General features: G+C 67.8%; 18 protein-coding genes and 7 pseudogenes. 8 read left to right on the forward strand and 17 right to left on the reverse strand.

Annotated features, from left to right (window positions below; all coding sequences use genetic code 11):
* Nucleotides 1–37: 37 nt before the first annotated feature.
* The 11 genes and pseudogenes from C7T91_RS06495 to C7T91_RS34915 form a co-directional block, all read right to left on the reverse strand.
* The gene (locus C7T91_RS06495; RefSeq protein WP_108258568.1) at nucleotides 38–403 is read right to left on the reverse strand and encodes an RNA-binding S4 domain-containing protein; all 366 of its coding nucleotides are present in this window, start codon (nucleotides 401–403) and stop codon (nucleotides 38–40) included.
* Nucleotides 403–1,086: a VPLPA-CTERM sorting domain-containing protein gene (locus C7T91_RS38370; protein WP_108258569.1), complete on the reverse strand. Its 684-nt coding sequence runs from the start codon at nucleotides 1,084–1,086 to the stop codon at nucleotides 403–405. The genes C7T91_RS06495 and C7T91_RS38370 overlap by 1 nt, the downstream gene beginning before the upstream one ends.
* 163 nt (nucleotides 1,087–1,249) lie before the next feature.
* Nucleotides 1,250–2,600, reverse strand: a pseudogene (glmM, locus tag C7T91_RS06505) (phosphoglucosamine mutase).
* A gap of 147 nt (nucleotides 2,601–2,747) precedes the next feature.
* A pseudogene (locus C7T91_RS06510) lies at nucleotides 2,748–3,413 on the reverse strand (cell wall hydrolase).
* A gap of 166 nt (nucleotides 3,414–3,579) precedes the next feature.
* Nucleotides 3,580–4,756, reverse strand: a pseudogene (locus tag C7T91_RS06515) (putative PEP-binding protein); the annotation flags it as partial.
* Nucleotides 4,757–6,106: 1,350 nt separating this feature from the next.
* The gene (locus C7T91_RS06525) at nucleotides 6,107–6,289 is read right to left on the reverse strand and encodes a hypothetical protein (protein ID WP_108258571.1); all 183 of its coding nucleotides are present in this window, start codon (nucleotides 6,287–6,289) and stop codon (nucleotides 6,107–6,109) included.
* A gap of 115 nt (nucleotides 6,290–6,404) precedes the next feature.
* Nucleotides 6,405–6,569, reverse strand: coding sequence for a hypothetical protein (locus tag C7T91_RS32280; RefSeq protein ID WP_161555772.1), 165 nt, complete (start codon nucleotides 6,567–6,569; stop codon nucleotides 6,405–6,407).
* The gene (locus tag C7T91_RS06530) at nucleotides 6,566–8,431 is read right to left on the reverse strand and encodes a tandem-95 repeat protein (protein WP_108258572.1); all 1,866 of its coding nucleotides are present in this window, start codon (nucleotides 8,429–8,431) and stop codon (nucleotides 6,566–6,568) included. Before C7T91_RS06530 ends, C7T91_RS32280 begins: the two co-directional genes overlap by 4 nt.
* A gap of 81 nt (nucleotides 8,432–8,512) precedes the next feature.
* Nucleotides 8,513–8,563 (reverse strand): annotated as a pseudogene (locus C7T91_RS39135) (hypothetical protein); the annotation flags it as partial.
* 183 nt (nucleotides 8,564–8,746) lie between these two features.
* Complete coding sequence (locus tag C7T91_RS06540) at nucleotides 8,747–9,268, reverse strand: hypothetical protein (RefSeq protein WP_161555773.1); 522 nt, start codon at nucleotides 9,266–9,268, stop codon at nucleotides 8,747–8,749.
* Between the two features lie 439 nt (nucleotides 9,269–9,707).
* A pseudogene (locus C7T91_RS34915) lies at nucleotides 9,708–10,487 on the reverse strand (Y-family DNA polymerase); the annotation flags it as partial.
* 1,525 nt (nucleotides 10,488–12,012) lie between these two features.
* Between C7T91_RS34915 and C7T91_RS06550 the strand changes: the two are divergent.
* The 5 genes from C7T91_RS06550 to C7T91_RS06575 all read left to right on the forward strand — a co-directional run bounded on the left by C7T91_RS06550 (nucleotide 12,013) and on the right by C7T91_RS06575 (nucleotide 18,503).
* Complete coding sequence (locus C7T91_RS06550; RefSeq protein WP_108258574.1) at nucleotides 12,013–12,300, forward strand: helix-turn-helix domain-containing protein; 288 nt, start codon at nucleotides 12,013–12,015, stop codon at nucleotides 12,298–12,300.
* 259 nt (nucleotides 12,301–12,559) lie between these two features.
* Nucleotides 12,560–13,597, forward strand: a complete 1,038-nt coding sequence (locus C7T91_RS06555) for a site-specific integrase (RefSeq protein ID WP_108258575.1) — start codon at nucleotides 12,560–12,562, stop codon at nucleotides 13,595–13,597.
* A 265-nt stretch (nucleotides 13,598–13,862) separates the two neighbouring features.
* Entirely contained in the window at nucleotides 13,863–16,016 is a 2,154-nt protein-coding gene (locus tag C7T91_RS06565) for a hypothetical protein (protein ID WP_145962800.1), read from the forward strand.
* Complete coding sequence (locus C7T91_RS06570; protein ID WP_108258578.1) at nucleotides 16,009–18,018, forward strand: site-specific integrase; 2,010 nt, start codon at nucleotides 16,009–16,011, stop codon at nucleotides 18,016–18,018. Before C7T91_RS06565 ends, C7T91_RS06570 begins: the two co-directional genes overlap by 8 nt.
* Nucleotides 18,015–18,503: a hypothetical protein gene (locus tag C7T91_RS06575; protein WP_108258579.1), complete on the forward strand. Its 489-nt coding sequence runs from the start codon at nucleotides 18,015–18,017 to the stop codon at nucleotides 18,501–18,503. The genes C7T91_RS06570 and C7T91_RS06575 overlap by 4 nt, the downstream gene beginning before the upstream one ends.
* Before the next feature lie 182 nt (nucleotides 18,504–18,685).
* Here C7T91_RS06575 and C7T91_RS06580 read toward each other — a convergent pair whose 3' ends face one another.
* Entirely contained in the window at nucleotides 18,686–19,114 is a 429-nt protein-coding gene (locus C7T91_RS06580; RefSeq protein ID WP_145962801.1) for a hypothetical protein, read from the reverse strand.
* Between C7T91_RS06580 and C7T91_RS06585 the strand changes: the two genes are divergently transcribed.
* A complete protein-coding gene (locus C7T91_RS06585; protein WP_108258581.1) occupies nucleotides 19,092–19,376 on the forward strand; it encodes a precorrin-6A/cobalt-precorrin-6A reductase in 285 nt (94 codons plus the stop codon). The genes C7T91_RS06580 and C7T91_RS06585 overlap by 23 nt on opposite strands.
* 52 nt (nucleotides 19,377–19,428) lie before the next feature.
* Nucleotides 19,429–19,632 (forward strand): annotated as a pseudogene (locus C7T91_RS06590) (GTP-binding protein); the annotation flags it as partial.
* Here C7T91_RS06590 and C7T91_RS34920 read toward each other — a convergent pair.
* The 3 genes and pseudogenes from C7T91_RS34920 to cobW all read right to left on the reverse strand — a co-directional run.
* Nucleotides 19,580–19,930, reverse strand: coding sequence for a hypothetical protein (locus C7T91_RS34920; RefSeq protein WP_330848828.1), 351 nt, complete (start codon nucleotides 19,928–19,930; stop codon nucleotides 19,580–19,582). The pseudogene C7T91_RS06590 and the gene C7T91_RS34920 sit on opposite strands and share 53 nt — an antisense overlap.
* Nucleotides 19,931–20,123: 193 nt before the next feature.
* Nucleotides 20,124–21,014 (reverse strand): cobaltochelatase subunit CobN, encoded by an 891-nt coding sequence (locus C7T91_RS37760; protein ID WP_456237836.1) that lies wholly within the window; start codon nucleotides 21,012–21,014, stop codon nucleotides 20,124–20,126.
* A 448-nt stretch (nucleotides 21,015–21,462) separates the two neighbouring features.
* A pseudogene (cobW, locus tag C7T91_RS06600) lies at nucleotides 21,463–22,335 on the reverse strand (cobalamin biosynthesis protein CobW); the annotation flags it as partial.
* A 460-nt stretch (nucleotides 22,336–22,795) separates the two neighbouring features.
* Here cobW and C7T91_RS06605 point away from each other — a divergent pair.
* Nucleotides 22,796–23,830, forward strand: a complete 1,035-nt coding sequence (locus C7T91_RS06605; protein ID WP_108258582.1) for a siderophore-interacting protein — start codon at nucleotides 22,796–22,798, stop codon at nucleotides 23,828–23,830.
* On the opposite strand, the gene atpD is transcribed toward C7T91_RS06605, so the two are convergent.
* Entirely contained in the window at nucleotides 23,758–24,939 is a 1,182-nt protein-coding gene (atpD, locus tag C7T91_RS06610; RefSeq protein WP_330848821.1) for a F0F1 ATP synthase subunit beta, read from the reverse strand. The two genes, C7T91_RS06605 and atpD, sit on opposite strands and share 73 nt — an antisense overlap.
* Nucleotides 24,936–25,931, reverse strand: a complete 996-nt coding sequence (gene eutB, locus C7T91_RS06615) for an ethanolamine ammonia-lyase subunit EutB (RefSeq protein ID WP_236638064.1) — start codon at nucleotides 25,929–25,931, stop codon at nucleotides 24,936–24,938. Before eutB ends, atpD begins: the two co-directional genes overlap by 4 nt.
* Between the last annotated feature and the right edge of the window lie 158 nt (nucleotides 25,932–26,089).

Below are 26,089 nucleotides of genomic sequence, written 5' to 3' on the forward strand. Positions count from 1 at the left end.
CGATTGATCAGTCCGGTCCTTAAGGCCTTGGTCCCGGTCATTCAAGCGCGGAACGTTTGAGGGCACGCGCCTGTTCCCGCTCGCGGCGGCTGGGAGCGGCTCCGGCCGCGGGCGCGGACTCGTCGCGCGGCTGTTCCGGGGTCATGTCCTCGTAGAGCGCCTGCGCCTCGGGGGCCGGGCCGCGGCGGGTGCCGATGCCCAGCACCTTGATCACCCGGATCCGGCCACCCTGAGGGAAGGTCAGCGTGTCGCCGGGCTTCACCGCTTGCGAGGACTTCTTCACATGCGCCCCGTTGAGGCGCAGATGCCCCGAGGACGAGACCTCTGCGGCCAGCCCCCGGGTCTTGAAGAAACGCGCCTGCCAGAGCCATTTGTCGACCCGCAGGCGCGCCTCGTCGGACATCAGCTCTTGTCCTTCAGCCCCATCAGCGCTGCCGCGAAGGGGTTGTCCGGATCAATGGCCTTTTCCTTGCGCTGCGGCTTGGCGGAATAGACCTTGGCGCCCTGGTCCTTGCGGGGGCCGTCCTTGTTCCAGTCGCGCTTGCCGCCGCCGGGCTTGCCCTTGCCGCGGGGCTTGCCGCCCTCGCCGCGCTCGCCGCGCGGCTTGCCGTCGCGGGCGGCGCGCTTGCGGCGCAGCGCGCCCAGCCCGGCGAGGCCGCCCATCAGCAGCAGCGCCGGTGCCGGGATCGGCACTGCAGCGGCAACCGCGTCGAGCGTCCCGGCAATCGCCACCGTGTCGGAAATGCCGTCATAGAACGAGATCGTGAAGTCATCTTCGGCCCGCCAGTTGGTCAGCTGGAGATAGGCGACTTCCGGATCGACATCGTCGATGTCGAAATCGTCCGCACCGAATGTCATGATGCCTTCGCCGTAATCGAAGGACAGCGACTGCAGATCGTTCAGCGTGCCGGTCAGGGCGAAGGACACGTCGATCAGCACCGGTTCGTTCACTTCGAACTCGAACGAGGCGGTGCCGCCCGGCGCCAGAACGTCGCTGAACGACAGATGCGAGCCGGGGGTGACCGGAACGGCGGACGCAGCAGCGGGAGCGGCAGCGACAATTGCTGCCAGCACAACTTTACGCATGTAATTTGACCTTGCTTGGTAGGGAACGAAGCAGCCGGAGACCTCCCCCGCACCGCGACCCGTTCTGCAGGATCAACCCGGCAGGCTCTTGCCGGTTCCCCGGTGGGGGAAATTTTTATTTACATTCAATATATTGCGGCCGACTCCCTTGCACGAAGAGCGGTCAGGCGGCGCGCTCCACGGCGCCAGCCAGTTCCTCGACCACTTCGGAGAGCACCGCGGGGTCGGCATGCTCCGCCATGACGCGGATCAGCGGCTCGGTCCCCGACTTGCGGATCAGCAGGCGCCCCTGCCCTTCGAGGCGCTTCTCCGCCGCGGCAATCGCCGCCTTGACCTCCTCGGCCTCGAGCGGCGCCTTGCCCGCGGCGTAGCGGACATTCTTCAGGAGCTGCGGACAGGGCTCGAAGCTCCGTGCCAGCTCGGAGGCGCGGCGGCCGGTGCGGACCATCTCGGCGAGGAACTGCAGTCCCGCCAGCAGCCCGTCACCGGTCGTGGCATAGTCGGTCATCACGATATGGCCGGACTGCTCGCCGCCGAGGTTCCAGCCGTGGCGGCGCATTGCCTCGACCACGTAGCGGTCGCCGACCGGAGTGCGGTGCAGGCTGAGCCCGCGTGCGGCAAGGAAATGCTCCAGCCCGAGATTCGACATGACGGTCGCCACCAGCGTGCCGTCCTTGAGCCGCCCTTCCTCGGCCCAGCGGGCAGCCATCAGCGCCATGAGCTGGTCGCCGTCGGCCTGGGCGCCGGTCTCGTCGAGGATCAGGATGCGGTCGGCATCGCCGTCGAGGCAGATGCCGACATCGGCGCCATGGGCGCGCACCGCCTCGGCGGCGGCCTGCGGCGCGGTGGACCCGACCCCGTCATTGATGTTGCGCCCGTTCGGGGAGACGCCGACATGGACCACCTCGGNCGCCGAGCTCCCACAGCACCTCGGGCGCGGCGCGGTAGGCGGCGCCGTTNGGCGCAATCGACCACGACCTTCAGCCCTTCCAGCGTCATGCCGTGCGGNCAGCGTCGACTTCACCCGCTCCTGGTAGCGGAAGCGGCCGTCGTCGATCCGCTTGGCGCNGGCCGATATTCTCGGGCTTGGNCCGGGTCCACGCCGGCCTCGAGCAGCGCNCTCGATCTCTTCTNTCGGCCGCATCCGACAGCTTGANAGCCGTCNCGGCCCGAAGAACTTGATGCCGTTATCTTCGTGCGGGTTGTGGCTCGCCGAGATCATGATCCCCAGATCGGCGCGCATCGAGGTGGTCAGCATCCCCACCGCCGGCGTCGGCACCGGACCGAGGAGCAGCACGTTCATGCCGGTCGAGGTCAGACCCGCGGTCAGCGCGGTCTCCAGCATGTAGCAGCTCAGGCGGGTGTCCTTGCCGATCACCACGCGGTGCGTGTCCTTGCCGTCGCGGCGGAAATAGCGCCCGGCCGCCGCGCCGNAGGCGCAGCGCCATCTCGGCGGTCATCGGGTAGCTATTGGCGCGGCCGCGCACCCCGTCGGTTCCGAACAGCTTCCGCATCCCAAGTCTCCCGCTTTCCCGCCCGGCCGCCATCGGCCGGACACCCTGNATCCGGTCCGGCAAGTTACCTGCCGCCGGACAGCCAAGGCAAGCCGGAACTGCCGCAGCGCGATGCNCGCGGCGGAGCCCCGCCGCAGCGGCGNCGGGTCACTGCCGGTAGAAGTAATGCACGCCGATCGACGCGGTGNCGCGGGAAGACCCTGGCCCAGTTCGGCCGGACCGCGCGGGTGTGGTAGTGCGTGGCACCGTCGGTCAGGTTGCTCTTGGCGCCCTTCAGCATCAGAGCCGCCACCTTGGAGACCTGCTTCCAGGCCTTCTTCTCGCCGATATGCTCGGCCAGCCCGTCGCAGGCATAGCTGAACTGGCAGGCATGCTTGCGGCCGGTGCCCTGGTTGACCACGCCGCAGACCGTGTCCGGATAGGCCTTGGACTTGACCCGGTTGAGGATCACCTCGGCAACGGCGAACTGGCCTTTGACACCTTCGCCGCGCNGCCTCGAAATNAGAGCGCCTCGGACAGGCACTCCCATTCCGCGCCCTTGCCCTTCGCGGTCTGCTCGGCCAGCCAGTCGCGGGTGTACTGGACCTTCCGGCGGAAGCGCGGCTGGCGCTCCCCGCGGGGGACCGGCCGCACGGTGAGCGCGCTCAGGACAACCCCGTCCGACAGGAGCATATCGCGCTCCGCCTCGAAGACAGAGCCAAGCCCGGTGCCGAAATCGAAAGAGGGGTCATTCGAGGTGCTCAAGGTTACCTCTGCTGCGGCGCTTCCCACGGAAAGGACAGCAGCCAGAGTCGCCAATGCACGCAGTATCATGACAATTTCACCCAAGTCGATCAATTACGACTCGGGGCGTATAAAGACGCGCCGCTAGATGCAATACTCGTCAAAAAGTACGCATTCCGCGGATTGTGGCACCAAGGCCACAAATCAGCGTCGGCGAGATTCTGCCGACTGTCAAGAATTTGTCGTAATTCCGGGGTTATCGTCGAGTCAAAACCGCATGGGCGCCTGCCAACCGNGGCAACCGGAACACGGAACGGCGAACAGGAAACATAGTTAAAACCGCACTCCCTGGCGAAGGCAATCGAATCAGCCGTGCCGCCATGTTCGCCGCAAATCGACAGGACGATTCGCGGATTTGCCTTCCGGCCGCGCTGCGCGCCGATCTGCAGGAGCTCGCCGACGCCCTCCTTGTCGAGGTAGTGGAACGGGTCCTCATTGAAGACGCCCTGCTGGACGTAGGTCTGCATGAAGCGCCCGGCATCGTCGCGCGACAGCCCGTAGGTCATCTGCGTCAGATCGTTGGTGCCGAAGCTCATGAAGGAGCAGAGCTCGGCGATCGACTGCGCCTTCAGCGCGGCGCGCGGCGTCTCCACCATCACGCCCAGCTTGTAGTGGAAGGAACAGCCGCGCTCGGCGCGGACCTTGGCGGCGACCTGCTCGATCCGGCTCTGCAGGATTTCGACCTCGCGCTGCGCCGACACCAGCGGCAGCATGATCTCGGGGACCACCTCGGTGCCGTTTTCGGCCATGGCGATCACCGCCTCGAAGATCGCCTGGACCTGCATCTCGTAGATCTCGGGCACGGCGATGCCGAGGCGCACGCCGCGCAGGCCGAGCATCGGGTTGAACTCGGTCATCGAGTCGATCCGCGCCTGCACGTCCGAGACCGGGCGGCCGAGCGCATTGGCCAGGTCGACCACCCCCTGCCGGTCGGCCGGCAGGAATTCGTGCAGCGGCGGGTCGAACAGCCGGATGCAGACCGGCAGGCCCTCCATGATCTCGAAGAGCCGGGTGAAATCCTCGCGCTGCATCGGCAGCAGCTGGCGCAGCGCATCGGCCCGGTCCTCGGGCGCATCGGCGAAGATCATCTCGCGCATGACGGTCAGCCGGTCGTCGTCGAAGAACATGTGCTCGGTGCGGCAGAGGCCGATGCCCTCGGCCTTGAAGGTCCGCGCGATCCGGGCATCCTCGGGCGTGTCGGCATTGACCCGCACGCCGATGTCGCGGACCTCGTCCGCCCAGCCCAGCAGCGTCTGGAACGCCTCCCCGAGCGCCGGTTCCAGCATCTCGGCCGCGCCGTCGAGCACCTCGCCCGCGGAGCCGTCGAGCGTGACCAGCGCGCCTTCTTCCAGCACCCGCCCGTCCGGCAGCCGCATGTGGCGCGCTGTCTCAGCCCGGCACCGCGACGGCAATCTCCGAGCTGGCGACCATGGCCTCCCCGAGATCGGCGGCAATGCCGGCACCGCCAGCGCCCGGAGCATCGTGATTGGCGGGACCCGTGCCGACGGCCTGCGTCCGAAGACCGCGAGCTCGCGATGAGCTGCCGGGGCCGCGCCATCCGCATAGACGGTGCCGCAAGCCCGGCGCGGGCCCGGGCAGCCCTCTCCAGCGCATCGTCATGGGATGGGCGATGGCGCGCGATTTTTCCGCCTTCCTTCGGACGCGCCGCTTTCCAAGCTCGGCACCAACATCGTCTTCCTCCCCGAGGGCCGGACCGAGACTCTGCCGTCGGCCGCCCGGGCCGGGGCAATGATGGACGCCCTCCCCCAGAAATCCGCCGCGCGCGACGGGATCTGCTACCGCCCCGCCAATTGCTTTGGCGCGGTTTTTCGCCCGTCGCGGGTGATTTTCCGCCCCCCGAAAGCCCGGCTGGACCCCCCGCAAAGATGTCGAGGTCGGGCCGCCAGCCGCGCCCTTCCCGTCCCGGCGCCGCGGTCTGGCCGGAATGCGGGACTGCGGCGACGCCCCTCTTCGACCCGGCCAGCAGGGCGCGGCCGTAACACGGCAGGCCGGAGACGGAAAGCTGTGCGGCGAGCTTCCGGACCGCCATTCGGTCGGCTGGCCACGGTGCCATCCTCCAGGGCGGCGCGCCGCGGCTCCGGTCCGGGCACGCCGGGGATGAGGCATCGGCCTCGGCGGGGCGGCGGCAAGGGTTCGCGGGGCATCCCGAGGTCCCCCCTTCCCCGCAGAGGCAGCTGATCGAGGGACAAGGCGNATTGCCCTGNATCGGAAGGCTGTACAGGGCCGTNGCGCAGTGCNCGATATCCGCNGGCACGCCGATGCCCGGCGGAACTGGCCCTTCGGCAACGGCCATGCGGCGGCGCTACGTTCCGATGCAACCGANCCTGTGATGGCAGCGGCACATTTGNCTTGGAAGACCTGGCCGGNGACCGANACGGCCTTCCGTGGCTGGCAAGCTTCCGGAAGGTGACGCCATGGGCCGCACGGCCCAACCGGATCGTGGCATGACGGTCCTCGCGCTTCCGGAGCTGTGCGGCGGAAAGTCGGCGCCTCACCCCGGCTTCGCCGTTTCGCGGGGCGATACCGGGGAGGCGCAGAGCCTTGCCGTTCCGGTGACCCTCGCCAATGCCGCGACCGGCGGTGGACGCAGCCTGCGGCGCTGGCGAGGGTCCGAGACATGCGCAAGCAGCGGCGCGGCGGGACCTGAGCGCCGCCGGAGATCCGCGCCGGGGCGCGGACCGGTCAGCGATCCGCGGCGCGGATCAGCTTTCGTTCGGGCCGCGCAGCATGCGGATGGCGCCGCGGATGGCGTTCCACTCCTCGGCTTCCTCCATGTCGCCGCGGCTTTCGCAGAGCTTGCTCTTCTGCGCTGCCTCCGCCTCGGCCCTGTCGCCATGCGCCCGGTAAAGCGCGTGGGCATGCTGGGAAATCTGGTTCATGTCCATGGGTCACTCCTCCCTTCCCGGAGCCGTGCCGGGCCGTCACGAAGCCAGGCACCCCGGGTAGCCGGACCCTAGACGATTTCCGCCGCCGAGTCAGCCTGCCTCCCGGAAACGTGCATCAATCCGCCGGTTTGCCGGCCTTGGGACCGAGGCAGGCCGCGATCTGCGCGCTGTCCAGAACCTCGCGGGCCTCGAGCTCGGCCACCAACGCGCGGATCTGCGGCTGGTGGCCGGCGATGACCTGGCGCGCGGCCTCCTGCGCCTCCTTCAGGACCGCGATCACCGCCGCATCGACCCGCGCCGCGGTTTCGTCGGCATGTTCGCGGGGCCGGGCGATGCTCTGGCGAAGCCCGACAGCGCCAGTTGCCGCGCCGCCGCGTCGAAGGCCAGCCAATCGGGCAGCGGCCGTCCGCCCTGGCTGGTGGCGGCGAAACTGCCCGCCGAGATGTCGAACTCCGCCACGCCGTCGCCATCGGCATCCGGCGACCAGCCATAGGCCTCGCGCAGGCGGAACCCGCCCATGACCTCTTCCGCGACCGAGATGCCCGCCGCCAGTTGATCGGCATCGCCGAAGGCGAAGCGGAAGGCATGGACCGCATCGGCGGCGGGGTCTTCGACGAAGACCGCCACCTCGGCCGGGCCGCTGCCCTCGGGCAGCATGCCGGAGAAGGTCAGCGTCGCCGCGTCGAAGTCCAGCCAGCCGGGCAGGCCGGTGTTGTCCGCCGCCGCCGCCCGCACCGTGTAGTCCGGCGACTGGAAGCGGTAGGCGAAATTGCCGAGGAATACGGTGTCGCGGAAGAAGATCACGTCGCCGTCGAGATCGCGGTCATTGCCGAAGGCCTCGGCCGGGATCACGTATTGCGGCCCGTCCTCGAGGCCGGCAACCACGTCGTTCCTCAGCTCCGGGCCATGATTGACCGGCAGCACGGTGATGTAGGCGGTTGCCGTGTCGGTGCTGCCGCGCCCGTCGCTGACGGTATATTCGAAGCTCGCCGTGCCGTTGAAATCGCGCCGCACCGCAAACTCGATCAGCCCGTCCTCGCGGACCCGCACCTTGCCGTTCTCGGCGAAACGGTAGACCCCCGCGAAGCTCAGCGGGTCGCCGTCCGGATCGCTGTCATTCTCCAGCAGCAGGCCCGGGTCGATGGCGATCGTGCTGTCTTCGAGCGCGCGGATGCCGCGGTCGTCGCGGGCGACCGGCGGCAGGTTCTGCGGCCGCACCTCGATCTGGAAATCGAGCACCGCCTCCGCGCCGCGCGCGTCGATCACGTCGAAGGAGATCCAGGCCTTGCCGAGCTGGGCCGGCGTGTAGTCGATCGTCCCGGCCTCCGCGTCAAAGACCTCGGCACCGTTACGGGTGGCATTGCCGTCCGCGCCGAGATGCAGGCCGACGAAGCTGACCTCGTCGCCCTCGATGTCGTAGACCTGATCCATCAGCTGGGCGACGGTGAAGCGGGTGGTCTCCTCCAGCTTGGCCGAGGCGGCGCGGCCCTTCAGCCGTGGCGCGTCGTTCACCGGGGCGAAGTAGATCTCCACATCCGCCCGCGCCTCGGCGCCGCTGTTGTCGGCCAGAACATAGGTGAAGCCCGCAAAGCCGAAATGGTCCGGGCGCGACAGGAGCTCGATATATTGCCCATCGAGCCGCCAGGTCGCGTCGGTCGCGTCGCCGTCATAGTCGTTGTCCTTGTAGGGCCGCAGCGGCGCGCCCGCGGCATTGGCCAGCGGCTCCGCCGAAACGATGCGCAGCCCCTCGGCTTCGGCATCGCCGTCGACATCGTAGTCATTGGCCAGCAGGTTCTCGATGCGGATGCGCAGCGGCACGTCCTCGAGCCCGTAGACCAGCGGATCGTCCATCGCCACCGGCGCATCGTTGACCGGCGACAGGTTCACCTCGACCCGCGCGGTCGACTCGCGGCCCAGCGGATCGCGGACGGTATAGGCGAAGAACGCGTCGCCATTGTGGTCCTGCACGCCGAGGAATTCGATCAGGCCGTCTTCCGCGCGCGCGACCGTGCCGAATTCGGCAGCCTGCACCGAGAGTAGCTCGAGCTCTTCCGCGCCGGTCTCGGCGTCGTTCGCGATCAGGTCGGCCGGGTCGATCAGCAGCGGCGCGTCCTCGATGCCGAAGCGGACGAGGTCGTCCATGGCGTTGAACCGCCCGTCGCGCAGCCGCGCCGCGATCGCCGCCCGGTCCCAGACGGTGCCGTCGGCAAAGACGATCTCTTCGATCCCGGTCGCGCGGCCGAGGAAATGCCCGGCGACGGTGACGGTGTCGATCTGGTAGCCGTCGAAGCGTTCGTGTCTACCCTTTTTCGGTTTCGCGCCCTTAGGTCCCGCGGAGCGGAGTTCGTGCGCTGACGCACCATCGGACTGCGTGCCTTACGGCTGTGAGAATCCCGCCACTGCGACGGGAAGCCGCCTGATGCAGGAAAAGCCCCGCTGTGTCAAGCAGTCCGGGGCTCAGAGATCCTCCGACAGCATCATCGCCCCGAGCGCCCTGCCGGTGGCATGGGAGGTCTCCAGGAACATCTGGTCGAAGGCCGAGAACAGCGCCGCGTTGAAGGCCTGCCCGGCCGCGCTCTCGCTGAAGGCGATATAGGCGTCGAGTTCCGCGGCGTCCAGCGGCGCATAGGCCAGCGCGGCGAAGGAATAGACCCATTCGGTGGTCGAGGCGCGGATCTCGGGCTCCTGGGCCATCACGTCGCCCAGCGGATCGCCCTGCCCCTCGCTCCCCATGCCCTGGCCCAGCCCGTCGAGAAAGGCGAAGCTGGAATTCAGCGCCCCGGCCACGTTGGAATCGATCAGGCCGTTCACCTCGACGAAGCGCTCGATCTGGCCGTAGAACGGCGCGCCCTCGGCCTCGAGCTGGCCGACCCGCGCCAGGCTGGCTTCCTCGACGCCGTCTTCGAGCAGCGCGCGGCGCGCCGAGATTTCCAGCTCGACGATGCGCCCGCCCTGCGGCGAGGAGAAGAAGGCCAGCACCGCGCGCTCCTCCTCCGGCCCGAGCGCCGCCCCGACCCAGCGCCAGCTGCCGTGCGCAGGCCGCGATGCGCTCGGGCGTGCGCCAGTCCCGCGGCAGGTTGCGGCTGTGGCCGAACATGCTCTTCGCCGTCTCCGGGCGCTCGGAATGGTGGCCGTGCAGCCCGTTCCAGAAGCGTTCGCCCTCGACATTGCCCCAGATCGCGCGGGCCTGCTTCGGCGCCAGCCGCCAGAGCGCCGGGAAATCTGTCACCCCGGCCGCGGCGAGCCGGGCCTGCATGCCCTTCGAGATGCCGGGCAGCGCGGCGAGATCCAGCCCGGCCAGCCGCTCCGGCAGGTCGGTGCTGCGGATCACCGCGATGCCGTCCGGCTTGTGCATCTCCGCGCCGATCTTGGCCAGCAACTCGGTCGACGCCATGCCGATCGAGCAGGTCAGGACCGGGCTGAAGGCCTCGGCCAGCGCCGCCTTGATGCGGAGTGCCAGCACCGCGCCCTGCCGCGCCTCCTCGGGCAGGAGGGCGCAGACCATCTCGTCAATAGACCGCACCTCGGCGACCGGCAGGATGGTGTCGACGACGACGAGGATGCGCTTGTGGAGGCGGACATAGACGTCGTGGCGGGCGATGACGAAGATCATGTCCGGGATGACCTGCCGCGCCGCCTTGACCGAGAAGCCCGACTTCACGCCCCGCGCCTTGGCCTCGCGGCTGACGGCGATGCAGCTGGTATGTGGGGAGTCGAGCGGCACCACGCCCACCGGTTTTCCGCGGAGCGACGGGTTGAAATGCTGCTCGGCCGAGGCGAAGAAGCTGTCGAAATCGAGGTAAAGACGCGCAATTTCCGGGGCCCTTCCGTCTGCGCTTTCTGTCACGGCCGTTCTCCGGGAAGCATTGCTCCGCTGGATATAGCACGGGCAGCGCGAGAGTTCAGGCCGGACGGTCGCTCGAAGGAGGCCTGACCCCGGCGATGTCCTCCGGCTGCCGCATTCCCGGGAATGCCAGTCCGCCCCCCTGCGAATGCCCGGAGCACGCCGCATGCTCCCGTGCCTGGACCGCCCCGGAAAGCGCGGGAGGCCTCCCTTCCGGCCGGGACGCGGCAGCAGCCGGTTCCCGCCGGACCGGATTGCGGCTAGGCTGAGCGATGCCCCGCCCCGCAGACTGTGCCGGTTCATGACTGGAGACCATGATGCCAATCGACCCGATCGCCATCGCAGGTGCCGCATTTGCCAGCGCAGCGCTGGTCCTTGGCTGGGCGGGCCGCAGGGCGGCGCAGAAGGCGGAAGCCGAGGCGGAGAGTCGCAGCTTCTCCGGGCTCGGCGAGGCCCTGGCGGAGCTGGGCGAAAGATATCGGAACGCCGCAGCCGAAACGACCGGTGCCGGAGGGCTGCAAGCGGATCAGCCGGCAAGGGCAGAAGACAGCGAGGCTGTCAGAGCCGCGCTCTGGCAGATCCCGGCTACCCGGGAAACTTCGGCAAGGACGGCCTCCGGGTTGCCCTTGTCCCGGCACGCGCCGAAGGCAGCCGGACCGAGGCAAGGGCAACCCGCGCCCGGCGCGAAGGCAGCTGCGGGCGCCAGGACCGGGCGACGCGCCGGGACGGCCATGCACGATGACGCAGGCGGAGACTCCCTCGGCCGGCCACGCCGCGTTCCATCTCACGGTCGCTGACCGCAGCCTCCAGGCCCTGCCCCGCCCCAGCGTCCCCCTCGATCGAGAGAGGGGACCTTCCACTGCCGCGAATGGCCGATCGCAAGCTCCGCCCGGGCACGGGCCGCCGAGCCGGGACGGTGCAGTTGCCTGAACGGAAGGCAAAGCCCTCCGGCCCGGCTTTCCCGGCGAGAACCTCTCCCCGCACGCGGAATTGCGTGTATAATGACACCAACTTCGGGGCCGTGGCGCAATTCAAGCCAACAGCTCGAAAATGAAATTATAGTCGACCTTCGCTTTCCGCGAAACTTTTCCTTCGGACCGATCCGGGCGGGCGAAGTTGAGCACCACGGCCGCAGCGCCTTGCAAGTGCATGATCGCGTTGCTTCCCTTGCCGATGGCAGCCAGGCCGAGGGGCGTCTGCCGGGACGGCCCGACGCTTCGGATCCCGGGATGCCACGTCACGGTCCGGAAGTGCGCTACATAGAAAATTTCACTTGTTTTTCAATTATGTAACGGTTTTCAGCCGCATATATCAGGCGTTATCTGCACACCGGGAAATCCCGCTACGTCCGGTCAAGGCCGGGCTCGGAGGGCACCGCCCCCGAACTTTTGCGCCCGGCACCCCGAGACCGTTCCTCTGCACGCAAGGGCGATGGCCTCCGCGACCTGCAAAGCAGCTGGAAGATCCGTTCGGCGGGAACGGCCAGGCCAGAGGAAGACCGGAAGCCGCTCTCAATAAATTGGGAGTTTTGGAGACGATGCGCAATCATGTTTCACTTTCGGGTATCCGGGTTCGAAAACCTCCGGAACAGAAAGTGACGTTCGTCACTTTTTAATTGCACAAAGACGAATTCCCCCCGAACCTTATAGGGTGACACTTCGTTCCGGTGGCATCTTGTGCACGTTCAGTGCACAAGATGCCATTTCTGCAGGATAACCAGAGGTTCGCGGCCAAAAATAGCAAAAGTAATTAAAAAAAGCTGGCACGATCCTCGCATCGGAACCCCAGGCAGGGCCCGCGCAGAAAAAGTGACAATTTGCGCTTGCACTGCCGGAAAAACCGGCCGATAACAGCACCGAATCACAAGGGACGCGAACCGATGCCCGCAAACACGACAGTAGCGCTGGCTTTTGACCTCCGGGATCCGGCGGATCGCCAGCAGTATCTGCACGTGCTCCTGGCGCGGGCAGGCATCACCATGACGGAACTCGCCGAAGAGCTCGGCGTCGGGCGCACGATGGTGTCCCAGGTCATCGGCAGCCAGAGAGTGTCGGGCAAGATCCGCGCCGACATTGCGGCACGCCTCGGCCAGGACGTCAGATTGCTCTGGCCGGCCGAAGCGCAGAGCGGGGAGGATAGGGACACGCCGAAACAAAGACTGAAGTGAAGTGAGAGTTGCCTCGGCACTGTCCTACCAGTGCCGAGGCGACCTGGAAGATCCAGGCTGTCGCTAGGACGGTCCGTCTCTTCCCCAGCCAGATTGCAAAGTCAAGCTCCAGCGCTCGGTGACTCCGGGCGCAATCTGCCGGGCTGCGCCCGGACAAGGAACGAAACATGGACGTCATTCAATCGGACGGCGATGCGATCGCCGGCCTGCGGCATCGACATGCCGCCCCATCCCGCACATCAGAATCGCGAGGGCAGCGATGGCCTTCCTGATTTCGCCATGCGCGGAAAAATGCCACGAGCTGGAGATCGGCAAGTACCAGCACGTCCCCGTCATCTGGTCAGCCGACTGGCGGCTGGCCGAGGAAGCGCTCGACTACCTGATGCAGCTCGGAGCCGGGAACTGGACCCGCCGCCGGAAGGAGAGCGCCAGCGACTACGCGCTCCATTCAAGGCTATCCGCAAGTTCAATGCTTTCCTACGGTCGCGACCTCGAAAACTTCATCACTTATTGCGAGCGCGCCAAGCTCGACTGGCGCGAAATGAGCCCCACGGATCTCGAGGACACATACCAGAACCAGATGGAGACCGGCAGCTATTCGTCCCGCGGCCGCCCGCTTTCCGCGGGCACTGTCCGCCGGCGCACGGACATCGCCGTCGATTTTCTCGTCTTCGCCGCCTGCCGCGGTTTGCGTCCGCCATTCGAACGAGACGGCCTGCTTTCCCTCGACCAAGCTTCTCCGGACCTCGGACAGCCCCGGGCTCCGAACACGAGCCCTGTCCGGACACATCCCGAGGGGCTTCGGCTGCCGAGCCGCCGGGAACTCGCGGAGTGGGACGCCGGCATACGGGCCGCCCACCCAGGTCTCGTCGGCATCACCGCGTCGCTCATGTGCCGCACGATTCTCGGCACGGGCATGCGCGCTAGCGAATTGCTCTTGTTCCGCCGCGATCAGCTGCCGGAGGAGTCCGGTTCCGCCGAGGAAGAGAAAGTAGAGATCATGTACGGCACGAAGGGGCAGCGCATTCCCGGTGATCCCGAGCTGCGCGGCAAGCGCCGCTGGATCGAAATGGATCGCGCCCTGTGCGCGGAGCTGCAGACCTACTGCAAGATCGGACGCGAAATTGCGCTGCGCACCTTCCGCCGGAAGCACCCCGGGCAGCCGGATCCAAGAGAGCTCTTCCTGTCTCCGGTCACGGGAAAACGCTATTCTTACAGGCGCCTGCATGATTTCTGGGTCGATGGCTCCGCGGTGCCTTTCGCGGGCTGGAGTCCGCATTGCGGACGGCACGCCTGAGCGTGCTACCAGGTCCTCGACCGCCTGCAATCAGAGCTCGAACTGCTTGGGGCCCGGGGCGGACTGTCCCCCTTGCCGCCTTCCGCCACGATGATCGAGGCGATGGCGAGCGACTTCCTAGACCAGTACGTCCGGCCAATTCTCGGCCATGTGAGCAAACGGACAACGGAAATGTATCTTGTCTGGCTCCGCACCGCGGTCGGGGCCGACCGGATTTCGCTGCAGAGGTCCATCTCTCTGGACGCCCTTGAGGAGGAGGCAGGCGATGAGCAAGTACAGAAAATCTGAGGACGACAGGCGTTTCTCCGCAACATTGCCGCGCAGGAAGAACTTGCCTCCGTCCCGGGACGATGACGAGCACGATCCGCTGGTCTGGACGCATCGGCATGCAGCAGAGATCCTCGTCGAGGTCGACCTCCGGACCTTCCGGGACGGCTGCGGTGCAGCGCTCATCGGCGAGATTGCGCCGCATTTCCGCGCGCTGACCCGCGGAAATGCAAGTAAAACAGTGCGAAGCAGGAAGGGCCAGCTCAGCAAGTTCTTTCTGTTTCTCGGCCGTCAATCGCAAGATTTCGGCCGAGACATCACCTCCGTGACCGACATCGAGTCCGCCGACGGCGAGAGCTTCCGCCGTTTCCTCCTCTCGCAGGCCGGAAAATCCCGAGAGAAAATCACATGCTTGAATTTCATCTTCAAACTTCTGCTCTTGGCGCGCACACGTATCTCGGAAACAGACCCCGCATTCGATCCTGCGCTCGTCTGGCCGACCATCGAGGCCGATCGCGACATCAGCGACCATATGGACGTGGAGCCACGCGCCGTGAAGATGGTGTATACCGCCGCGAAGCGCGGCATGGACGAGAGCACGTGGTACCACCTGCGGGGGCAGGAGGCCCTCCGGACCGGGATGGACCCGCGCCATGCTGGCCCGAGCGAAGATGACGCCGGGTCCGTCTGGCGAACGCGCGCAAATCTCTCCGTCCTGATGCGGGCACGCATGCAGTCGCGCATCGTCGATGGGCGGGACCTGAGTCAAGCCGACATCAAACGGATCGACACGAGCGGCGCAGGCATGGACTTCGCCTCCCTGGCGGGCGAGCATGCGCCCAGTGTCGCCGACGCAGTGGCAGGACATACGCTTGTTTCATGCCATACTGGCTGGACCGATCACGTCCGGGGCATCTGCGTGGTGGATGCCGCTTTCGAGGAATGGAATGGCTGGTACTCCGACCGCAGCGCACATCTCTCGCGCGACCAGGACCGGCGCGGCACCGTCGCGATCTTCGCTTCCGACGGAATATCCGAGGCGGAGGCCGGGCAGGCGGCAATCTTGTCGCTCCGGCCGAAGACAGGACGGCTCGCATCCTCATTGTCGCTGAAGCGGTCCCGTTACCACCCCTTTTCCGTGATAAAATTTCAGCTGGAGCGGACGAGATTCCTGCGCGACAGCCTGAGGACCCGCCGTGCCAGAATTCTGTCCGATTCCCTGCAGGCGGCAGCGTCATCCCGCGAGCTTGCGATGATCGAGCGGAAACTCCGGTCGCCCTGGATTTACTACAACTCAAAGGGCCTCGGTCACGAAGCGGTCGGCGTTCTCGGCGTGACCACCTGGGTATCGGGCGCTTTTCGCGCCCATATTCGCCCTTGCGCCATCGATGAGGCCCGCCACCGGGACGACCCGGACCTCGTTGCCGCAACCGCAAGGATCAAGCCGACGGACCTGCGCGACGCCCATGCCAGCCACGTCTTCGAAACGTCCGGCGGCAACATCTTTGCAGTCCAGCAAGCACTGCACCACAAGGCTGTCTCGACCACGCGGCACTACCTCCGCCAGCAGCGCCAGATCAGGGAACGGTTCGCGGCCTGGCGGCGCATGACGGAAGCGCTCGGGGCCGAAGCCGCAAGCGGCGGAACCGTCGATCCCACCATGCTGCGTCTTGCCGCAACGGTCCGAAACGCAGTGACGGAAGAGGATCGGGCCTCCCTGCAGACGTTCCGTTCGCGAGATCGCCTGGCTTGTGCCGACCCGCGCAATCCGCCGGCCGAGCTTGCGCCCGGACATGTTCCCGGCACTCTCTGCATGGTCCAGCGCTGCACCCTCTGCCGCCATGCGAGCCTGACGCTGGAAGCATTGGAGCCGCTCGCCCTCCGCCTTGCGGAACTTTCGGAGCTGGCCAGGATCCTCCCGGCCGAACGTTTCGCGACGTCTTCCTTCCGCCGCGAAATGGACACGATCGAGATCGTCCGTGACGGGCTGGGCCGGAACCGGCGGGCCGCCTTCGAGGCAGCCATGGGCCGCCATCGCGAGGCGCTAAAAACCGGAGCCGCGAAAATTTTCGACGAATTCCCGCTTTCCCGCGTCGCGGCCGAAATTGCGGTCGAATACCCGGCCGCCGCAGGAGGTACTGCCAATGCCTGATGACCAGAAGGCACGCCTGGACGATCATCGCCGCGAGCTGACCCGCCACCCAGTGCCAATCGGCCGGAGCTGGAGCCTGCCCTGGCAGGAGCTGCGCAATTTTCCGGTGTTTCCGGGCATCGTGATGGAGGATGATGTCTTCCTCGCACCTGCAGACATGGTACCGCCTTTCCAGCGCGCGCAAGGACAGCGGTCGGTGGACTTCCGCGCCGCAATCCTGCAGGGCTGGGGCCGCTCTGACGCCAGGACCGAGCAAATGCTCCGGCGCCTCAAGCGCATCGCCCTCCTCGATCTGACCCAGACCGTGCGCGGCGGGAAGAGCATCTCGAAGCCGCCATCGATATCGACCTGGGCGGCACGGACAAAGGCGATGCTGAGTGCCGCCAAGACGGCCATCGAAATGACCGGTCAGCGCCGGACAGCCAGCAGCGGCTGTCCGGATGGAGGTGCCATTTTCCGGACCCTGGCACCCGACGCGTTCCGGCGCTTGCTCGACAGCCAGCCGACATTTGCAACAAAATGCATTCCGCGGCTGAACGCCCTCTTCAATGCCGGCCTATTCGACGACTGGCCCGCAGGGGATGTCCCCAAGAAGAAAAGGGAACATGATCCGATCCAGCCGTTCTGCGATGCCGCCTTCAGCGAAATTCTGGGCGCCTGCTTCTTTTTGGCCTCCATCCAGTCGGACCTCGAGGCATGCTACCGGGAGATTTCCGCAGTTGCCGCCGATGAACGTGGCCGACGCGGTGCTGACGCGGTTCGTGCATGCAGGAAGCGCCGCCTGTCACGGTGGCGCGGAAAGATCCTCACGCCGGGATATGCCTTCGCCAACGGCTTCCTGATTGACGGCGAGGGCAGGCAAACGGTCCTGGCGTCCGCTTGGCCGGTGGCGACGTTGAACAGCGTCCGTTTCCTGCTGCGGCTGTGCGAAATCGCCAATGCGCAGATCCTGGCGGCAATGACCGCTGCGCGCCACTCCGAACTCGTCACCCTCGGCCGGGACCCCCTGGTCCCCTTCGCCGGGTACCGCCACATCGCCGGCCTCACCTACAAGGAAAGCGAAAATCCCGCGGGGCAGGTTCGGCAATGGCCGCTGGCCAGTCACGGCGTGGCGGCCGTCCGGCGGCAGCAGAGCCTGCTTTGCACTCTGGCACAGGATGGCCCCTACCTCTGGTCGACGGACCCGAAAAGCCGGCCGGACATCTCGGGCCTGGGCAAGCGAATTCTCAGATTCGGGCGCGCTGTCCGCACCCGCGACGGCACGCCCCTCGCCGAAATCGACGGAGACCTCTCCCCGCACCGCTACCGCAAGACCATGGCGCGCCTGGCCGGTCTCTGCCTCGAGGGCGCGAGCGGTGTCCTCTACGACGTTCTCGGACACCGCGACATCGAAGTCACGCTGGGCTACATGCTCGCCGATCCAGATTTCCGACGGGACGCCGACCGGGTGCGCCACGAGATCCTGCACCTGCGCCGCAAGGAGATCGCCAGCGAACTCGATGACTGCGGCGGGCCTGCTGCCGACGGGCTGCGGATCGCCAGGGAGGATCTTCAGGCCCGGATGATGGCAGACCAGGTGGGAGAAGACGACCCCGGACTCCTCGCAACGCTCATCCCGTCGCTGCAACTCGTGGGGCCCGGCCGCTACTGCACAGCGGACTCGAAACAAACCGGGCTCTGCAGCAGGGTCGCCGGCCAGCGCGACATAGGAGCCTGCAATGCCGGGTGCATCTTCCGGCTGGAAACCGCGGCCGCCGCGAAAGACCGCAGGGATGCCGTCGCAGACGCGCTGGAGGCCCTCTCTGGCGAGACAGACCCCGGGCACCGCGCCTATCTCCAGGGACAGATCCTCGCCAATCTGGCTCCGTTCGGGCAAGTGCTCGATGCCTTCCTTGGCGATCCGCGCCTGAGGGCGGCCCTGGAGGACTGCGATCCCCGCAACTTCTCAGTCCTCCCGGATGACACCCGCCGCAAACTGGAAAACCTGCTGGAGATGACATGACAGGACAAGACGGCGCAGCTCTGGCCAGCTACCACCACCGGCGCCAAGAGGATGCCCGGACAGCTCTCCTCTCGGCGCTCGGCAAGATCGAAGCGGAAATCGCCGAGCACGGCTTCTATCCCGATCCCGAGGATCGCGATAAGCCGTGCAGGCTGTCCCAGGCCGAGGTGCTGCGGCGCGCAGGCCTGAGCGAGAGCTATCTGCGCAACGCGCGCAACAAGAGCTTGCGAAAGATCGTGCAGGACCGGCTGCGGGCCTTGTCGAAGCGTTCGGCCACGACCAAGGCCGAGGCCGGAAAACTGCGGCAGGACACGCTCCGCTATTACGAGCAAGCCCTGAAGCAGGTCTCTGCCCAGGCCCTGCGCTGGAAGACCGACAAGGCCGAACTGGAAGAGAAGATCCGCAACCTCGAGGCGCAGATCGCGGGGCTGCAAGGGGCAGGCAACGTGGTCGGTTTCCACTCCAGGGACGGGGAGCCATCATAGCCAGACGGCGCTTCATCGGCAGGGGCGGCGCTATGTCCGTCAATTTTTCTCCAAAGCGCCACCTCCTGCCGGTCTCCTTCATGTCCGGTAATCTTGGATTATCGACCTCTGTCCTTCACCGCCTTCCAGACACGCAAAAGCGCCCCGGAGGGCGCTTGCGCAGGCCTGAAACCGGACCGGGATCAATGCCGGTCGAGGCTGGTGGCATGCAGGTAGCCCGATGCCAGCGCAGCGCTGCCGAACTCGCCCGGCGCCACGCCGATGGCACGGGCCAGCTGGGCATTGGCCGAGACGGCGGCGGCGTCCCGCGAGGCGGTCACGCCGGCGCCTTGCAGGAAGGCGAGGCGCTGGACGTCATCCTTCTCGGCGGCGGTCTTCAGCGCAGCCTGCTCTGCGGCAGCGGCCGAAGGCGCGACCTTGCTTTCGATGAAGGCCACCCGCGTCCAGTCGCCCTGCTCGCGGGCATTGCGCAGCTGCACGAGTTCGGCGGTGCTGTAGGCGCCCGGGGCGACGCCCAGCGAGCGGGCCAGCTGGTCGGAGGCATCGGCGCTTGCGGCAAAGCCCGTTGCGGCAAGGGCGAGGGCGGCGATGGCGGCAAAATTCGTTTTCATCTTTCTCTTCCTTTCTTGCGCCGGACCCCGGCGCCTTGGCGGCTTCTGCCCGGGCGGCTGCGCGGCCGAGCGCGCGCTCTTCCGCGATCTCGCCGTCACCCATCTGGTGGCGAAGAATTCCGGCGGCCCGGCGCGGGACAAGCTCGACGCCGCCCGCGATCTGGGGCTCGAGGTGCTGCTCGTCGCGCCGCCGCCGCTGCCTCTGGGGCAGCTCTGCACTTCGGCACGGGAGGCGGCGGACTGGATCGAAGGGCTTGCTTGACACGCCTCGGTCGGGACCGGCAAATGCGCCGGACCCAAGAAGGAGGTGCCCCATGGCCCAGAAGATTCCCGCGACCGTCGTCACCGGCTTTCTCGGGGCCGGCAAGACCACGCTGATCCGCCATCTCATCCAGAATGCAGGCGGCAAGCGGATCGCGCTGGTGATCAACGAATTCGGCGATCTGGGCGTCGATGGCGGCATCCTCAAGGGCTGCGGCATCGAGGGCTGCGCCGAGGATGACGTGATCGAGCTGTCGCTCGCCCGGATCGTTGACGATGAAGGGATAGACATGCGGCACCGGGCCGAGCGCCACCTCGGGGAAGCATTCCGAGCTCAGCGCCAGCGCCTTGCCGGGCAGCCATTCGAGGTTGCCGTGCTTGCCCATATGCACGATCGCATGGGCGCCGAACGGCCCGCGCAGCCACAGGTAGAAGGCGAGATAGCCATGCGGCGGCACCAGATCCGGCGCGTGATAGGTNGTCCTCGGGATCGATGTTGTAGCCGCGCGCGGGCTGCACGCCGACCACGACATTGCCGTATTCGAGGATCGACAGCGCGAAGGCGCCGTCCTCGACGAAGGGATCGGTCTCGGGCGCGCCCCAGCGCTCNCTCGATCTTCAGCTTCGTCTCCCAAGGCNAGCGCGTCATACCAGGCGCGGTAGGCATCCATCGGCAGCNCGCACGCCGCCTGTCCGCTCGGCCCGNGTCGGTCAGCCAGTTGGTCGGCCNCGGCCAGCACGTCTGCCATCAGCGCGGCGCCGTCCTCCGGCGNCATTCTCNCAAGGCNGTATCNCGGCCGCCGACAGCGCCTTCAGCACGCCGACGGNTCGCAGCGGGCGTATCGAGGCCGACGCCATTGGCCAGCCGCCCGTCCTTGTTCGGGTAGTTCGCCAGCACCAGCGCAACGCGGCGCTCGGCCGGCGCAGCGCGGCGCAGTTTGATCCAGTTCTCGGCCAGATCGACCACGAAGCCCACCCGGTCCATCAGGCCGCGATAGGTGGCGATCATGCATTCGGTGGCTTCGTCGAAATAGGCCTCGTCCTTGAAGCTGACCGCCCGGGTCATCACCCTGCCGTCGACCTCGGGAAGCGCCACGTTCATCGCCACGTCGCGCGCGGAAAGCCCGCGCACCGACTCGAGCCAGGCCTGCCCCGAGGCGCCCGACAGCACCACCTGCAGCACCGGCGCGCCGGTGGCGTCGAGCACCGTCGCAGGCCGCTCGCCCTGCCAGCGGGCGGGATCGGGCGAGGAGACGGCGAAGGAGGTCGCGTTCAGGATCAGGTCCGGCGGCGCATCGGCAAAGATGCCCTCGAGCGTCGCGATGCTGACCGGGTCCTTCAGCGAGGCGACGAAGACGGGCAGCGGATTCAACCCGCGCCTGAGCAGCGTCTTGACCAGCTGGCCGATCGGATGGAGCCCCGCCCCCGCGACCAGCGCCCGGTAGAACACCAGCGCGACGACCGGCGCGCCTTCGGTCCAATAGCGCTTCACCTCCGACGCATCGGCGATGCCCGAGCCCGGCCAGTAGAACCCGGCGCGCAGGAGCGGCAGGGCCGGCGCGGGCCGCTCGCCCTGCCCGGTCATGTGGGCGCAGAGCTCGAGGAATCCTGCGGCATTCGCCGGGCCGCCTTCGACCATGTAGCCCCAGAGCTGTTCCCAATCCTCCCGGGAGACCGTCGAGAGCGTAAACAGTTCCTCGTCCGGCTTGTCGTCACCGGGCAGGAGCGCAAGCCTAATCCCGGCCTCGCCGAGCCGCGCCGAAAGCTGTTCGGCNCGCGTNAGCGGAAATAGGCCGCCCCGCCCAGCACNGCGGGCCACCACCAGCNTTCGCGCCCGAACAGNGTGTCGTCGATATAGGTGTCGACCGTGAACGGATGGCTCAGCCAGCCCATGTTCGCCAGCCGCAGTCCCGGCGGTGCCGCCATCTGGCCCCGCGCCTCGGAAAGCGCGGCCAGCTCGGTATCGGCGNGCCGAGAGAAAGATGACNATCTGCCGGGGTCTGGCCCGGATCGACGGGTNTCGGAGCCGTCATTGACGGCTCCGGGCGTTNGCGGCCAGCAGNGTGCATCAGGCGGNGCTCGGTGACGGCGCCGAGGGTTGCCGAGATGGCTGCGCGGTCGAGGCCGGAGAGGCCGATCACCACCAGCCGCGTGGCACGCGCCTCGCCTGCCGCGAAGGGCCGGTCGAAATGCGTGTCGATGCGCGGACCGACCGCCTGCAGCACCAGCCGCATCGGCTTGCCCTTCACCGCGGCAAAGCCCTTCACCCGGAGCAGGTCATGGGCCGCGATTGCCTCGGCGACGCGGGCCTCCAGCGATTTCGCGTCCGCGATCTCGGGCAGCACGACGACGAAGCTTTCGAACTCGTCATGTCCGTGGTCGTGATGANTGATGGTGATCATGGTCGTCGTGATCATCGTCATGATCGTCATGATGATGGTGATNGGTGGTGCAGCTCGTGGCGCGCCTCCATGTCGTCCTCGGCCCCCATGTCTAGCCCCAGAAGCACGCCCGGATCGACAGCGCCCTTCGCGGTCGGGATCACCTGCACGCCCTTCCGGACACGCTCATGGACAGAGGCGACCACGGACCCGGCATCGTCCAGAAGATCGGACTTGTTCACCAGCACCATGTCGGCGCAGGCCAGCTGGTCGGCGAAGAGCTCGGAAAGAGGCGTCTCGTGATCCAGCCCCTCGTCCTGAGCGCGCTGGCGATCAACCGCTGCCTCGTCGGCGGCGAAGCGGCCTTCGCTCAGCGCAGGGCCGTCGACCACGGTCACGACGCCGTCGACGGTGACGCGGGTGCGGATCGCAGGCCACTGGAACGCCCGCACCAAGGGCTGCGGCAGGGCGAGGCCGGAGGTTTCGATGACGATATGGTCGGGGNGCGGGCTCGCGCGCCAGCAGGCCTTCGATGGCGGGGACGAAATCCTCGGCCACGGTGCAGCAGATGCAGCCGTTGTCTTGCCCGCGATCGGGCTGCCTTCGGCCTGCGGGCGTTCGACGCGCTGGATGGCGAGCTCCGCCGCCAGCCGGTCGATCGAGGCCCGCTCGGTCTCCTGCGCGAAGGCGGAGACCAGCGACACGGCGACAGTCGCGCCGATGCCGTCGATCCCGACCAGATCCTCCCAGGCGGCGCGGCTGTCGGCGCCGATTTCCGGCGCCTCGGCCCAGACCTTGTTGCGCGTCGCGGTGATCTCGGCACGGCGCCGCGCCGCCGGACCCCGGCCGTCCCGCCACCTGCCGGGACGGCGGCAGGCACGCGATCGTGAAGGCCCCGCCCCCGGGACGGCCAGGCCGCCAAGTCGCTCCCCCCCCTTGCACCGCATCGCAAACCGCCCCTCCGGGAGACCGGAGCGGGATTGTCCGTCCGTTTCAGATATATCTTGCAGTTAGATATATCTGATACTAAATCTCCCGCATGACGCAGGACACCGACAAGAGCCAGCCCCGCCGGCGCAACGGACGCCCCCGCAGGCGCGCCTTCGACAACGGCACGCTGCGCCTCTTGATCCTGCAGATGATCGCGGAACAGCCGCGCCACGGCTACGAGATCATGACCGAACTGGAGGCCCGCACCGCCGGTGCCTACCGTCCCAGCCCCGGGGTGCTCTACCCCAACCTCTCCGCGCTGGAAGAGGACGGGCTGATTGCCAGCGAGGCCATGGACGGCCGCCGCAAGCTCTGCCGCATAACCCCGCTCGGGCAGGAGCGGCTGAAGCATGAAACCGCCGCGCTGGAGACCCGCACCGGGCCGCTCCTGCATGGCGGCCACCGCTTCCGCCACGGGGCGCCGCCGGACATCGTCGAAGCGATGGACCGGCTCAAGGCCGCGCTGCGCCGCAATTTTCTCGACGGCGATGCAGCGCCCGAGGCTGTCCGGGCCGCCGCAGCGGCGATCCGGGCTGCAGCAGACAGGGTCGAGCAACTGGGCGCCGCCGCCGCGGACGGGCCCGCAAAGGATACCGACATGACCGAGATCATCACCCGCCACCGCCACGAAATCCACCGCCGCGACCTGACCGTGCGCGCCGCGTCCGACGTGACCCCGCAGATGCGCCGGATCGTCCTGGAAGGCGGCGGGCTGGAGAATTTTTCCAGCCTCGGCTTCGACGACCACGTGAAGCTGTTCTTCGAAACCGGCGGCGGGAAACCCGAGATGCGCGACTACACGCCCCGCGCCTATGACAACGCGGACGGCACGCTGACCATCGATTTCGCGATGCACGAGGCCGGGCCCGCCACCGACTGGGCGCGCCAGGCGGAACCGGGCAGCGCGCTGCATGTCGCCGGGCCGCGCGGCTCCGCGGTGATCGCGCAGGTCTTCGACTGGCACCTGCTGATCGTGCCCTGCATCCTGCTCCCGCCTCTCCGTCCGCCGCCTCATGCCGCCGTCTCCGCCTTGCGGGCGGCCGCCTCGCGGGCGCGGGCCTCCTCGAAGGTGCCGACCATGTAGAGCGACTCCTCGCTCCAGCCATCCGCCTCGCCGTCGAGGATCGCCCGGCAGCCCGCCACCGTGTCTTCCAAGGCGACCGAGCGGCCCGCGATGCCGGTGAAGGCCTCGGTCACCGTGAAGGGCTGGGTCAGGAAGCGCTGCAGCCGCCGCGCGCGCTCCACCAAGCGGCGGTCCTCGGCGCCGAGCTCCTCGAGGCCGAGAAGCGAGATCACGTCCTGCAGTTCGCGGTAATGCTCGATCGCGCGGCGCACCCCCGCCGCCACCGCGACATGCGCCTCGCCCAGGATCAGCGGATCGAGCAGCACCGAGGAGGACGCGATCGGATCGACCGCCGGATACATCCCGTCCGCCGCCATCGCCCGCGACAGCACCACCATGCTGTCGGCATGGCCCGCGATCGCCGTCACCGCCGGATCGGTGAAATCGTCGGCCGGGACATAGACCGCCTCGATCGCGGTGACCGAGGCCCGGCCGGAGGAGGCGATCCGCTCCTGCAGCTGCGCCACCTCGCTGGCCAGGGTCGGCTGGTAGCCCACCCGGCTCGGCAGGCGGCCCAGCAGCCCCGAGACCTCGGCCCCGGCCTGGACGAAGCGGAACACGTTGTCCATCAGCAGGAGCACGTTGCGCGCCTCGGCATCGCGGAAATGCTCGGCGATCGCCAGCGCCGAGAGCGGCACCCGCCAGCGCGCCCCCGGCGGCTCGTTCATCTGGCCATAGACCAGCACGGTCCGGTCCAGCACCCCCGCCCGCGTCATGTCGAGGAGCATCTCGTGCCCCTCGCGCGACCGCTCGCCGACCCCCGAGAAAATCGAGATCCCGTCATAGCCCGCGACCATGGCATGGATCAGCTCCATCACCAGCACGGTCTTGCCGACGCCCGCGCCGCCGAACATCGCCGCCTTGCCGCCACGGGCCAGGGGCGTCAGCAGGTCGATCACCTTGATCCCGGTGCGGAAGATCTCCGCCGCGCCGGCCCGGGCCCGCAAGGGCGGCGGCGCGCGGTGGACCGGACGGCGCGGCACGACCGGCCCGCCTTCGGGCGCGAGCCGCACGCGGGCGGGGGTCATGGCGCGCAGCCGCGCCTCGAGCAGGGTCATCTTGCCGCTCATGCCGGGATCCCCATGCGCCGCGCCAGGTCGGGCAGGGCCAGGGGACCGGCCGCCAGATCCATGCCGGCGAGCCAGTCCTCGAATTCCGGGGCGGGGCGCTTGCCCATCGTGGTGCGCAGCCAGGCGCCGTCCTCGAAGGACAGGGTCTGGTAGCTCAGCATCACGTCATCGGCGCCGGGCACGCAGATCACGAAATTGACGCCCGCGACGGCGAGCAGCGTCATCAGCGTGTCCATGTCGTCCTGGTCGGCCTCGACATGGTTGGTGTAGCAGACATCGCAGCCCATCGGCAGGCCGAGCAGCTTGGCGCAGAAATGGTCCTCGAGCCCGGCGCGGATCACCTGCTTGCCGTCATAAAGGTATTCCGGGCCGATGAAGCCGACGACGGTATTGACGAGGAACGGATCGAAGGCGCGGGCGACGCCATAGGCGCGCACCTCCAGCGTCTGCTGGTCGACCCCGTGATGGGCGTCGGCCGACAGGGGCGCGCCCTGGCCGGTCTCGAAATACATCACGTTGTTTCCGGCCGTGCCGCGGTTGAGGCTGCGGGCGGCATCGTTGGCCTCCCCCAGCACGGCGAGGTCGACGCCGAAGCCGCGGTTCGCCGCCTCGGTCCCGGCGATCGACTGGAAGGGCAGGTCCACGGGCGCGCCTGCCTCGATCATCCGGATCGTGTTGGTCACATGGGTCAGCACGCAGCTCTGCACCGGCATGGCGAATTCCAGCCGGAGCCGGTCCAGCGCCTCCACCAGCCGGGTGCAGTTCGGAATGCTGTCGGAGGCCGGGTTGATGCCGATCACCGCGTCGCCCGCCCCCTGCAGCAGTCCGTCGAGCACCGCCACCGCGATGCCCGCCGGATCGTCGGCCGGATGGTTCGGCTGCAGCCGCGTCGCCAGCCGGCCCTTCAGGCCCAGCGTGGTGCGGAAGCGCGAGACGACCTCGATCTTCTGCGCGACGCCGATCAGGTCCTGGTTGCGCATCAGCTTCGACACGGCGGCGGCCATTTCGGGGGTGATGCCGGGCGCCGCGGCGGCCAGCTGGGCGGTCCCGGTCGAGGCTCGCCCCGGCCGCCAAGCAGCAGGGCGCCTATGTCGCGCGCAAGATCCTGTCCCGCACCGGCGGGCGGCGCGATCCCGGCAGCTTCGTCTAC

Origin of the sequence: Mangrovicoccus ximenensis (assembly GCF_003056725.1) — a bacterium.
Taxonomy (GTDB): Bacteria; Pseudomonadota; Alphaproteobacteria; order Rhodobacterales; family Rhodobacteraceae; genus Mangrovicoccus; species Mangrovicoccus ximenensis.